The sequence below is a fragment of the Lentzea alba genome, assembly GCF_011067745.1.
GTDB classification, from domain to species: domain Bacteria; phylum Actinomycetota; class Actinomycetes; order Mycobacteriales; family Pseudonocardiaceae; genus Lentzea; species Lentzea alba.
The window spans coordinates 691,168-703,092 of record NZ_JAAMPJ010000001.1; the positions used below are offsets into that span (position 1 = coordinate 691,168).

The 11,925-nt window shown below is 68.4% G+C and carries 12 protein-coding genes; 4 read left to right on the plus strand and 8 right to left on the minus strand.

All coding sequences use genetic code 11. From position 1 onward, the window contains the following. Positions 1-24: 24 nt before the first annotated feature. Positions 25-312, plus strand: a complete 288-nt coding sequence (locus tag G7043_RS03340) for a hypothetical protein (protein ID WP_166043708.1) — start codon at positions 25-27, stop codon at positions 310-312. Here the strand turns inward: G7043_RS03340 and murA are convergent. Next, the gene (gene murA, locus G7043_RS03345) at positions 302-1,567 is read right to left on the minus strand and encodes a UDP-N-acetylglucosamine 1-carboxyvinyltransferase (RefSeq protein WP_166043710.1); all 1,266 of its coding nucleotides are present in this window, start codon (positions 1,565-1,567) and stop codon (positions 302-304) included. The genes G7043_RS03340 and murA overlap by 11 nt on opposite strands. A gap of 35 nt (positions 1,568-1,602) precedes the next feature. Between murA and G7043_RS03350 the strand changes: the two genes are divergently transcribed. Further along, the gene (locus G7043_RS03350) at positions 1,603-2,175 is read left to right on the plus strand and encodes a cob(I)yrinic acid a,c-diamide adenosyltransferase (RefSeq protein WP_166043712.1); all 573 of its coding nucleotides are present in this window, start codon (positions 1,603-1,605) and stop codon (positions 2,173-2,175) included. 59 nt (positions 2,176-2,234) lie between these two features. Here G7043_RS03350 and G7043_RS03355 read toward each other — a convergent pair whose 3' ends face one another. Both G7043_RS03355 and G7043_RS03360 read right to left on the minus strand, forming a co-directional pair. Then, positions 2,235-2,666 carry a DUF2550 domain-containing protein gene (locus tag G7043_RS03355; RefSeq protein WP_166043714.1) on the minus strand — a complete coding sequence of 144 codons (432 nt, stop codon included), beginning with the start codon at positions 2,664-2,666 and terminating at the stop codon, positions 2,235-2,237. A 22-nt stretch (positions 2,667-2,688) separates the two neighbouring features. Further along, positions 2,689-3,054, minus strand: coding sequence for a F0F1 ATP synthase subunit epsilon (locus G7043_RS03360; RefSeq protein ID WP_089921576.1), 366 nt, complete (start codon positions 3,052-3,054; stop codon positions 2,689-2,691). A gap of 105 nt (positions 3,055-3,159) precedes the next feature. Between G7043_RS03360 and G7043_RS03365 the strand changes: the two genes are divergently transcribed. Both G7043_RS03365 and G7043_RS03370 read left to right on the plus strand, forming a co-directional pair. After that, positions 3,160-3,648, plus strand: coding sequence for a SigE family RNA polymerase sigma factor (locus G7043_RS03365; protein ID WP_166043716.1), 489 nt, complete (start codon positions 3,160-3,162; stop codon positions 3,646-3,648). Next, positions 3,639-4,871 (plus strand): hypothetical protein, encoded by a 1,233-nt coding sequence (locus G7043_RS03370; protein WP_166043718.1) that lies wholly within the window; start codon positions 3,639-3,641, stop codon positions 4,869-4,871. The genes G7043_RS03365 and G7043_RS03370 overlap by 10 nt, the downstream gene beginning before the upstream one ends. Here G7043_RS03370 and G7043_RS03375 read toward each other — a convergent pair. The 5 genes from G7043_RS03375 to G7043_RS03395 form a co-directional block, all read right to left on the minus strand. Continuing rightward, the gene (locus tag G7043_RS03375; protein ID WP_166043720.1) at positions 4,868-6,598 is read right to left on the minus strand and encodes an ABC transporter ATP-binding protein; all 1,731 of its coding nucleotides are present in this window, start codon (positions 6,596-6,598) and stop codon (positions 4,868-4,870) included. The genes G7043_RS03370 and G7043_RS03375 overlap by 4 nt on opposite strands. Then, positions 6,595-8,106, minus strand: a complete 1,512-nt coding sequence (locus G7043_RS03380) for an ABC transporter transmembrane domain-containing protein (protein ID WP_166043722.1) — start codon at positions 8,104-8,106, stop codon at positions 6,595-6,597. The genes G7043_RS03375 and G7043_RS03380 overlap by 4 nt, the downstream gene beginning before the upstream one ends. An 18-nt stretch (positions 8,107-8,124) precedes the next feature. Beyond that, positions 8,125-9,276 (minus strand): MFS transporter, encoded by a 1,152-nt coding sequence (locus G7043_RS03385; protein ID WP_166044915.1) that lies wholly within the window; start codon positions 9,274-9,276, stop codon positions 8,125-8,127. Between the two features lie 304 nt (positions 9,277-9,580). Continuing rightward, complete coding sequence (gene atpD, locus G7043_RS03390; protein WP_207310540.1) at positions 9,581-11,017, minus strand: F0F1 ATP synthase subunit beta; 1,437 nt, start codon at positions 11,015-11,017, stop codon at positions 9,581-9,583. After that, positions 11,010-11,924: a F0F1 ATP synthase subunit gamma gene (locus tag G7043_RS03395; RefSeq protein ID WP_166043723.1), complete on the minus strand. Its 915-nt coding sequence runs from the start codon at positions 11,922-11,924 to the stop codon at positions 11,010-11,012. Before G7043_RS03395 ends, atpD begins: the two co-directional genes overlap by 8 nt. Position 11,925: the final 1 nt, after the last annotated feature.

The window sequence follows — 11,925 nt, forward strand, 5'->3', positions numbered from 1 at the left end:
GACCAGAAAGAGCATCATGAAGAGGTGACGGCGATCTACCAGACCGTGGTGGTTTTCGCAGTGCTCGGCTTGCTGGCGCTGGTGTTGCGGTACTTCGTGGGCAACGACAGGCGGCCCGTGCCGGATCCGGACGGCACGGACTTCGGATTGCTGAGCGAGGTGGCGGTCGTGCCCACCGAGGAGGCCGCGAACGTCCTCGTGCAGAAGCTGAAGCGCAACGGGGTGCGGGCCACACGCTCGCGAAACGCGCCCTACCAGGTGATGGTGTTCCCGGCGGACGTCGCGAACGCGCGGCTGGTGCTCAAGAGCTGACGCGCTCCACGTCCGCGCCGAGCTTGCGGAGGTTCTCCACGAACCCCGGGTAACCGCGCTCGATGTGGAAGATCTCGTAGACCTCGGTGGCGCCGTCCGCGCACAGACCGGCGAGCACGAGCCCCGCACCAGCGCGGATGTCGCTCGCCCAGACCGGCGCGCTGGACAGCTTCTCGACGCCGCGGATCACCGCGTGGTGACCGTCCGTGCGCGCGTCGGCCCCGAGCCTGATCATCTCGTCGATGAACCGGAACCGCGCCTCGAACAGGTTCTCGGTGATCATCGAGGTGCCCTCGGAGACCGCGGACAACGCGATCGCGAACGGCTGGTTGTCCGTGGCGAAACCGGGGTACGGCAGCGTCACGAAGTCGACCGCCTTGGGCCGGCCGTCCATGACGACCCGGAAGCCCTCGTCCTCGCCTTCGTAGACGGTGACCTCGGCGCCCGCCATCCGCAGCTTCTCCAGCACCAGGTCGAGGTGGTGCGGGTTGACGCCACGCACCCGCACGTCACCGCGCGTCATCGCGGCGGCGAAGCCCCAGGTGGCGCCGACGATCCGGTCGCCGATCACGCGGTGCTCGGTCGGCTTGAGCTCGGTCACGCCGTGGACGGTCAGCGTGGACGTGCCGGCGCCCTCGATCCGCGCGCCCATCTGCGTCAGCATCAGGCAGAGGTCGACGATCTCGGGCTCACGCGCGGCGTTGTCGATGACCGTCGTGCCGTTGGCCAGCACGGCCGCCATCAGGATGTTCTCGGTGGCGCCCATGCTCGGGAAGTCGAGCCAGATCTGCGCGCCGTGCAGGCCCTCGGCCTCGGCGACGATGCAGCCGTGCTCGATCCAGGTCTTGGCGCCGAGCTTCTCGAGGCCGCTCTGGTGCATGTCCAGCGGCCGCGAGCCGATCGCGTCGCCACCCGGCAACGCCACGACCGCGCGCTTGCACCGGCCCACGAGCGGGCCGAGCACGCAGATGGACGCCCGGAGCTTGCCCATCGCCTCGGAGTCGGCGTGGTAGCTGAGCTCGCGCGGGGTCGTGATCCTGGCCACGTCACCCTCGAGCTCGACCTCGCACCCGAGGCTGCGCAACGCGTCCGCCATCAGCGGCACGTCGAGGATGTCCGGGCAGTTGGTGAGGGTTGTTGTGCCCTCGGCGAGCAAAGCAGCGGCCATCAGCTTGAGGACGCTGTTCTTGGCGCCGACGACATCAACCTCGCCGACCAGACGTGCGCCACCGTGTACCCGGAAATGCTCGCTCACGCGGCAATCCTACGTACGGCCATAGAGTGCCGGTCATGGCGGTACATCTCACCAAGATCTACACGCGGGTCGGCGACGACGGCACGACCGGACTCGGCGACTTCTCACGCGTCCCCAAGACTTCACCCCGCATCGAGGCGTACGCGGACGTGGACGAGACCAACGCGTCGCTCGGCGTGGCGCTGGCTCTCGGGCAGCTCGCGGACGACGTGCACGAGGTCGTGCGCAAGGTGCAGAACGACCTGTTCGACGTCGGAGCTGACCTGTGCACGCCGATCGTGCCGGACCCCAAGTACCCGCCGTTGCGCATCACCCAGGCCTACGTGGACCGCCTGGAGGGGTACTGCGACACGTTCAACGAGCGGCTGGGCAAGCTCGACTCGTTCATCCTGAACGGCGGCACCCCCGGCGCGGCCCTGCTGCACCAGGCGCGCACGATCGCCCGGCGCGCGGAACGACGGGCGTGGTCGTTGATCGAGGCCGACGCGGAGCACACGAACGTGCTCACGGCCAAGTACCTGAACCGGCTCTCCGACCTGCTGTTCATCCTGGCCCGCGTGGCGAACCCGGACGGTGACGTGCTCTGGCAGCCCGGCGAGAACGCCTAGGTAAAACCATGGGGGGCACATTCATGGACCTGAGGTCCATGATTGTGCCCCCCATGGTTTCAGGATGCCCAGGGAATGGAGCGGCCCGGAGGCGCTGACTCGAGCCAGGACAAAAATCCTGTGAGCGCATCCGGGCCCATCGCGATCTCGACCTCGCCCGAGGCGGAACGGCACCGCAGCACCGTGGCACCGACCGGCATGGCGTACGCCTCCGGCCCTGTCGGCTCACGGCGCGCGTCGATCTCGAGCCCGTCTCTGGAGATCAGCTCGTTGGGGCCGGACCCGAGCGAGAGCACCCGGAACCACGCGAACGAGTCGCCCCGGTAGTGCCCCACACCCAGATGCCAGCCACGCCCGCGATCGTCGAACTGGCTGCGCAGCGCGACGTGCACGCCACCTTCGCGCAGCAGCCGGATGCGTCGCCAGGCGAAGCAGGCGATGACGATCGCCACGCCAAGCAGGATCAGTCCGGCAATCTCGGTGATCCCCACGGCTTGGCCCTCGCGCCCGGTCTCAGGCCGACTGTTCCACGGCCCGCACGCGCGCTGCCGCACGTGCGCGCTCTGCGTCGTCCGCGTCCTGCAGCGCCGTGCGCGCCGCGTCCACGTCGATCTCGCCCGCGAGCTCGGCGTCCTCGGCGAGAATCGACACGCCGGTACCGGTCACGGACAGGAAGCCACCGTGCACAGCGGCGGTGACCAGGCCACCGTCCGTCGTGCGCACGCGCACCACGCCACCCTCGACCAGCTGGCCGAGAACGGGCTCGTGACCGGGCAGGATGCCGATCTCGCCCTCGGTCGTCTGCGCCGAAACAGAGGTGGCCTTACCGGACCACAGGCGGCGTTCAACGGCGACCAGTTCAACGGTCATCTCGGCCACGCGTATCTCCCTCGTCGTCTGGAGTCGAACTGAGTCTAAACGGTCGCCCGACAACCTCGCCGCCCCGCCCGGTGTCAGTAGGTTCGACGACAGCCGGAGGGGGACATGCAGGACTTCGAGGACTTCGTGGCGCTGCGCTCACAGGCACTGTTGCGCACCGCCTACCTGCTGTGCGGCGGCGACAGAGGCGCCGCTGAGGACATTCTGCAGGACGTCCTGATGGGCATGTACGGCAAGTGGCGCCGGATCAGGACCTCTCCGGAGGCGTACGCGCGCACCGCGCTGGCCAACGCGGCCGCGAACCGCTGGCGGCGGCGTTCCCGCAAGCCGGAAGCGCCGCTCGAGCAAGGCGCGGCACCAGCCCAGAGAGGCCACGAACAGCAAGTGGTGGACGCGGACAGCGTGGTGCGCGCGTTGGCGCAGCTGCCGACGAAGATGCGCGCCGTGCTGGTGCTGCGGTTCTTCGAGGATCTCAGCGAGGCCGACACCGCCCGCACGCTCGGCTGCGGCATCGGCACGGTGAAGAGCCAGACCTCGCGCGGCCTCGCCCGCATGCGGGAACTGATGGGTGAGCAGGTGTTGACGTGGAACTGAAGCAGGCGATGGAGGCCGCGACGGCAGACCTGGACGTGCGGCCGGGATTCGTGGGGGACGTGATGGCCGGAGGACGGCGACGACACACGCGCAAGCTGCTGGCGCTGACCGCGGCGGTGGCACTGCTGGCAGGCGTGACGACGGGGGTGGTGCTGACCCGCTCGTCCACCAGCGAGCCCGACACGGGCGATCCGCGGCTGACCGCGGCGACGAGCGGTGACCTGGCGGGCGACGAGGACTTCATCGCACGCACGCTGGTCGCCTGGAAAAACGCCCGGAACGAATCGTGGATGAGCGGCCAGGACGTGACCGAGGTCTCAGGCACGCCGAACGTGTTCTGGGCGGCGAACACCGTCGACGGCCAGGCGGCACTCGTCGCCCAGGCCGTGCGGGTGCGCAACTCGAACGAGCCGCAGACGCTGGTCGGCCTCGTCGCCGCAGGAGCGGTGGAGGGCCGCGAGGTGGTCCACACCCGGTCCAGGGACCAAGAGACCGGCCTGTACCGCCTCGGGGCCCACAGCTCGACCTACGTGGTGCTGAGCCTCGGGCAACGGGTGTTCTGGTCGGTGAACCCGGTGCGAGGGCCCGACAACCGGCTGCGGCGTGACTGGCGGCAGGCGGACGATCCCGACGGCGTGGCCGTGGTGACCGCCCAGGCGTCCGAACGGCCGGTGATCCTGCGATCCACCACCGCACCCGCGCCCGACGACTTCACCAGGCAGCCGCTGCAGAACAGGGCCCGCACGGGCTTCACCTTCGGGCAGGCGTTCACGCCGCATCCCGGACTCGGCTGGAGCGGTCAGCGGTGCACCGACGAGAAACGGCCGGCGCTGAACCCGAAGTCGGAGTCGGCTGAGCGGGATCTCCAGGAACGCGGATTGCTCGACTACCAGATCGGCGACGACTCGAGCGCCAACTGGGCGGCCTGCGCGTGGACCCCGGATCTGCGCTTCGTGCGGGTCTTCGAGTCGTACGGCCAGCTCTACGGCGTTCTCTACGACGCGAACGGTGTGTTCAGCGCGGCCGTCCTCGGCGGCCCCGCGGTGAAGGGCGCTTCCCTGCCCGTGCGGCTCGTGCTGCCGGACGGCCAGGGCACGCTGGTCGCCGAGTTCGGCACGCTCCTCGGACCACAGGAGCGTCCGGACGTGTGGCTGGCACCGGCCGGCACGACTGCGGTGACCGTGCGGCGCGGGGACACGCCAGAGGTCGTTCCGCTGGGCTAACCGCCGTGCCAGGAGCGCCAGAGCGCGGCGTACGTGCCGTCCAGGGCGACCAGATCGTCGTGTGAGCCCAGTTCGACGACACGGCCGGCGTCGACGACCGCGATCCGGTCGGCGTCACGCGCGGTCTGCAGCCGGTGCGCGATCGCGATCACCGTGCGTTTCTCGCGCACGGCCGCGATCGCGCGCTCGGCATGCCGGGCCGTGGCCGGATCGAGGGAGGACGTCGCCTCGTCCAGCACCAACGTGTGCGGATCGGCGACCTCCACCCGTGCGAGCGCGAGTTGTTGTGCCTGCGCGGGATCCAGCTCCACGCCGCCCGCGCCGAGAGTGGTGTCCAGCCCTTCCGGCAGCTCGTCGAACCACCGTGCGTCAACGGTTCGCAGCGCTTCGAGGAGCCGTTCGTCCGGAGCGTCCGGGGCGGCCATCGCCAGGTTCTCCCGCAGCGTGCCGATGAACACGTGATGTTCTTGCGTCACCAGCACGATCCGTTGCTCGCCCGCCGCCGCGAGGTCCGCGACCGGCACCCCGCCCACGAGCACGGTCCCCTCCGCGGGCCGGTCGACGCCCGCGATCAGCCTGCCCAGCGTCGACTTGCCCGCGCCGGAGACGCCGACGATCGCCAGCCGTTCACCCTGCTGCACAACCAGGTCGACACCGTGCAGAACCTCGTGTCCGTCCACATAGGAGTAGCGAGCGCCGCGCACCTCGATGCGGTCGCCGTCGGGTTCACCGACCGCCGGCGCGGGTTCGACGTTCGCCGCGATCCCCTCGACGCGCGCGAACGACGCTCCGCCGCGCTGCAGGAACTCGACCCAGAACAGGATGCGGTCCATCGGTTCGACGATCCGCCAGACCCACAGCGCGCCCGTGACGACGACTTCGATGCCGACGCCGTCAGCCGCGTAGAACAGGCCGCCGGCCAGCAGCACCAACGCGGTCGGGATGGTGTTCACGAAGCTGGTGACCGGAAACAGCACGTTGCGCAGCCGCAACGTCCTCAGGCGCGCCCGATACGAACGCGCGATGGTGTTGTCCGCGGTGGCCACCATCCGGTCCCGCAGCCCGTACGTCTCGATCGTCCGGCTTCCTTCGCCGACCGCCGCGGAGATCTCCGCCACGTCGCCGTTGGCCTCGCTCTCGGTGAGATAGGCATCGCGCGCACGAGCCAGGTACCACCGCAGCACCCACACGATGAACGGCGACCCGACCAACGCGACCAGGCCCAGCACCGGGTCCAGCAGGAACATCGCCACGAACACCACGACGATGTGCACAACTCCCGTGAGCACCTCGGGCACGCTGTCCCGCAACGCCAGGCCCACCGTGCCGACGTCACTCGTCACGCGCGTGAGCAGATCGCCCGTGCTCAGCCGATCCACAACCCGTGCCGGCAACGCCAACGAGCGCGTCACGGCCTCCTCGCGCAACGAGGCCAGCAACCGTTCGCCGAGACGTGCCGCCAGCAAAGAGCTGTAGCGCACCAACAACAGGTGCACTACCGCCGCGCCGAGCACTCCCAGCGCAATCATGTCCACAGTGGACAGATCCAGGTCCTGCCGTTCGACCCCGCCCACGATCTTGCCGAGCAGGTAGGGTCCGACGAGCGCGGACAACGCCGTCAGCACGGTGAGCACGAGCACCACCGCGAGCGCCGTCCGTTCGACCCGCAGCAGGCGCACGGCCGCCCGCCGCACCTCGCGCCGGTCCGCGATCGGCAGCCGGGTCATCGGCCCTCCTCCAGGTACACCGTCTGATCGGCCTGCCCCACCCACAACGGCGACGACGACACGACCACCGTGGTGCGCCCGGCCCTCGCCTCCTTGACCCGCCGTGCGACCGCGGCCTCTGTCACGGCATCGAGCGCCGAAGTCGGCTCGACCAGCACGAGCACGTCCGGTTCACTGAGCAACGCCCTGACCAGCCTGAGCCGTTGCCGCTGCCCGCCGGAAACGTTGCGCCCCTGGGATTCCAGGTGAGAATCGAGCCCGTCCGGCAACGCCTCCACGACGTCCACCGCGTTGGCCGCCCACAGCGCCTGCTCCAGCGCTTCGTCGCCGTGCTCGGCCACGGACACCGCCTCCCGCACCGACCCGGCGAACAGGTAGTCGTCGTTGTCCGCCACCACGACCTGCCCGGGCAACCGTTCCACGCTCTCCCGCGCCAGCGCCGCGTTCGCCGAGACCACCACCGTCAACGCACCGTTCTTCACCTCCAGCGGCTCGGCGTCGCTGTCGTCGACGTCAGGCCGCAACCTCAGCAACTCCACCACCCGCCGCGCCGACACCAACGCCCGCGGAATCGCGTCCGCGCCCTCCATGAAGAAGCTGACCGGCACGATCAACGTCGTGACGTACAGGTAGACCGCCACCATCTCCTCGATCGAGACGGCACCGCTCACCGCCAGCCGCGCCACGATCCACGTGACCACCGCGAGAAACAGCGCGGGCAGCCCCCACGTCAACGCCTGCACCCAGCTCAACCAGGCGGAAACCCGATAGCCGTCCTTCAGCACCTCGCGGGACATCCCCCGGAAGCGCTCCTCGAACGCCGGCTTGCCCCCGATCCCGGACAACACCTTCAACCCGGCCACGATGTCCCCGGCCCGCGAGCTCAACTCCCCCTGGCTGCTCCGATAACGGCCTTCCACCGCGTGCAACCGGTGCAACACCGGCCCGGTCACCACCGCCAGCACCGGCACGCCCAACAACACGACCACCGCGACCAACGGCGAAATCCGCACGAGCAACACCGCGGTGACCGCATAGGCGATCACCGCCCCCACCCCGGGCCCAGTACTCGTCAACGCGTGCGCGATCCGAGCGGTGTCCCCGTTCTGCAGGTACGTCAACTCCCCAGTGGACAGCTTCCGCCGCACCACCCCACCAAGCCGAGTGACGAGCCGAACCACCACCTGCGCCGTCCGGAGCGAGGCATCGGTCCGCACCAACGTCATCGTGCGGTGCCGCGCGACCCCGGCAAGCGCCAGCAACCCCGCCACCACGACCAGCGAAACACTCCACCACACGAGCGCCACGCGATCGCCGTGCCGAAGTCCGTCCTCAATGGCCCGAGCGATGAGATAGGGCGGCACGATCAGCCCGCACATCCACAGCGACCCCCACCACGCCCCGGCAAGCACCCGCCAGCGCTGCATCAGCACCAGCCACCACAGGTACCGCCAGGGCGATCGGAGGTCAGGCGTCCCAGGATCGTCATAAGGCGCATGTCGGGCCATAACCCGACTGTGCCATTACTAAGAGTGCGACACGACCGTTTTAGACCGCAGCCCCACTACAGCAATCGCCACCGCCCCAAGCGCCGCCACCACGGCAAACGCGTAGAACCCCCACGGATGCGCCAACCCAGCAGTGAGCAACGCCCCACCGAGCAACGGCCCGCTGATAGCGCCCAACCGCCCCACACCGGCGGCCCATCCGATCCCCGTGGCCCGGTTCTCCTCGTAAACCCGCCCGGCATACGCGTACACCAGCACCTGCGCACTGAACACGAAGAACCCGGCCAGCAGCACGGCCACGTAAATCGTCTGCCCCGGCAACTTGATGCTCAACAAAGCCAAGAACAACACCGCACCCGCGAACCACCCGATGGCCGCGGGCCTGACCCCAACCCGGTCAGCAACGGTGCCGGCGATCAAAAGACCGACAACGGCACCGATGTTGAGCGTGAGCAACAGCGCCAACGCCGTCCCGAGCTCATACCCAGCACTGCGCATGATCTGCGGCAACCAGGTGTTGAGCCCGTATACGAGCAACAGCCCCATGAACGAAGCCACCCAAAAGGCCACAGTGGCCTTCCGCAGCCCAGGCTTGAACAGCGACCCAACGGCCTCCCGAGCGGGAGCCTTGCGCACCACCGTCTCGGGCAAGTACTTGACCATCAACGGAACCAACACCAACGCGGGCAATGCACCCGCCACGAACAACGCCTGCCACCCGAGCTCCGGAATGAGCACGATCCCGAGCAACGCCGTGATGACGGCCCCCACGTGATACCCGGTCATGATGAGCGTGGTGGCCCGCCCACCCCGCTGAGGCCGCGCCTCGTTCACCAACGCGATGGCCGTGGGCAAACACCCACCAAGCCCAAGCCCGGCAAGGAACCTGAGCACCCCGAACGTAGTCGCGTCCTGCGCGAACGCACAGGCCAACGTGAACACGGAGAACCCGGCCACCGCGTAAATCATCACCTTGCGCCGCCCGATGACATCGGTGATGGTCCCGATGATCAGCGCCCCCAGCATCATCCCGACCAGCCCAGCCGTGGACACCGCGCTCGCACTAGCCGTGGTGAGCAGCTTTTCCTGCAACAGCACCGGAATCACCGTGCCGAGCACAACGAGGTCAAATCCGTCGAGCAGGACGGCGGCCCAACACAGCGGCAACACCCATTTGTTCACGCGCTTCTCCTCCTCGCTGAGGACGGCCAGGTGATGCCGAGCATCCTGCGGCGAGGGCCACGCGAGGGGGAGGTCGATTTCCAGCCAATGGAAACCCAAGGCGATGCGAAGCGAGCCGTACAGGGCACGGCCGCGCTGGGATGGCAAGAGCGCATGCCCTGCTGGGTGACAATCGGCTGGGTAGCGATCAGCCCTCGCAAGGCGACCACCCACCCCACAAACGCCCGAAGGGCCGTCCCTCCACAATGGAGAAACGGCCCTTCGAAAACTCAGCTACGCGTAGAACCCAGCCTCAGTTGCCGGCCAGCTTCTTGGCGTTGGCCTCGACGTCGTCCAACCCGCCGCAGGAGAAGAACGCCTGCTCCGGGAAGTGGTCGAACTCGCCCTTGCACACGCGGTCGAACGCCTCGATCGTGTCCTTGATCGGCACGAACGACCCGGGCTGACCCGTGAACTTCTCGGCCACGATGAAGTTCTGGCCGAGGAAGCGCTCGAGACGACGCGCACGACCGACGAGGACCTTGTCCTCCTCGGAGAGCTCGTCCATACCGAGGATCGCGATGATGTCCTGCAGCTCCTTGTACTTCTGCAGGATCCGCTTCACCTCCTGGGCAACCCGGTAGTGCTCCTCGCCGACGATCGACGGCTCGAGGATTCGAGACGACGACGACAGCGGGTCGACAGCCGGGTAGATGCCCTTCTGGGAGATCGGACGGGAAAGCTCCGTCGTCGCGTCCAGGTGGGCGAAGGTGGTCGCCGGGGCGGGGTCGGTGTAGTCGTCCGCGGGCACGTAGATGGCCTGCAGCGAGGTGATCGACTTACCGCGCGTCGAGGTGATGCGCTCCTGGAGCTCACCCATCTCGTCGGCCAGCGTCGGCTGGTAACCCACGGCGGAAGGCATGCGGCCCAGCAGGGTCGACACCTCGGAGCCCGCCTGGGTGAAGCGGAAGATGTTGTCGATGAAGAGCAGCACGTCCTGGTTCTGCACGTCGCGGAAGTACTCCGCCATCGTGAGAGCGGACAGCGCGACGCGCATACGCGTGCCGGGCGGCTCGTCCATCTGACCGAAGACGAGAGCGGTGTCCCCGAGAACACCCATCTCTTCCATCTCCAACAACAGGTCCGTGCCCTCACGGGTGCGCTCACCGACGCCGGCGAACACCGACGTACCGGAGAACTCACGGGCAATACGCGTGATCATCTCCTGGATGAGCACGGTCTTGCCGACGCCCGCGCCGCCGAACAGGCCGATCTTGCCGCCCTTGACGTACGGGGTGAGCAGGTCGATGACCTTGATGCCGGTCTCGAGGATCTCGGTCTTGCCCTCGAGCTGGTCGAAGGCGGGCGCCTTGCGGTGGATGCCCCACTGCTCGCCGTCGCGGCCGAGGCCGGGCGAGTCGAGGCAGTCACCGAGGGCGTTGAAGACGTGGCCCTTGACGACGTCGCCGACCGGCACCGAGATCGCGGCACCGGAGTCGGTCACGGTGGCACCGCGGACGAGGCCGTCGGTCGGCTGCATCGAGATGCAGCGGACCAGGTTGTCGCCGAGGTGCTGCGCGACCTCGAGGGTCAGCGTCTTGGCGACCGCCTCGAAGGTGATCTCCGTGTGGCAAGCGTTGAACAGCTCCGGCACGGCGTCGCGCGGGAACTCCACGTCGACGACCGCACCAATCACCCGGACCACACGGCCGGTGCGGGTGGTGGTGGCAGTAGCACTCATGTCACTCATCACTTCCTGCGCCACCGGTAAGCGCGGAGGCGCCACCGACGATCTCGCTGATCTCCTGGGTGATCTGGGCCTGACGGGCCGAGTTCGCCGCCCGGCTGAGGTTCCGGACCAGCTCCGTCGCGTTGTCCGTCGCGGCCTTCATGGCCGTACGACGAGCCGCCGACTCCGAAGCCGCCGCCTCCAGCATGGCGGAGAACAGGCGAGTCTTCACGTACTTGGGCAGCATCGCACCGAGCAGCGCCTCGGCGCTGGGCTCGAAGTCGTACACCGCGCGGGGACCCTTGGGGGTCTCGCCGGTGTACTCGACCTCCATCGGCGCGATCCGCCTGGCGGTCGGCGTCTGGCTCAGCATGGACTTGAACTCCGTGTACACGACGTGGATCTCGTCCACGCCCTGCGCACCGTCCTCCGTGCCCTCCAGGAACGCCTCCACCAGCGCGTCGCCCGCCTCGACGGCGTTGACGTAGTGCGGGGTCTGCGAGAACCCGCTCCACGAGGCGGTGACCTCACGACGGCGGAACGTGTAGTACCCGATCGCCTTGCGGCCGGTCACGTACAGCACCGGCTCCTTGCCCTCGGACTTGAGCAGCTGGATCAGCTGCTCTGCGGCCTTGAGGACGTTGGCGTTGTAACCACCGCACATGCCCTTGTCGCTGGTCACGACGAGGACAGCGGCGCGCTTCGGGTTCGGACGTTCCGTCAGCAGCGGGTGGTCGAGGTTCGCCGAGGCCTCGGCCAACGCGGAGAGCACGTTAGTGATCTCGTCCGCGTAGGGACGCGAGGCCGCGACCCTGGTCTGCGCCTTGGCGAGGCGAGACGTGGCGATGAGCTCGTAGGCCTTCGTGATCTTCTTGGTCGAGTTGACCGTTCGGATCCGTTGGCGAAGCTCCCGAATCTGTGCGCCCATG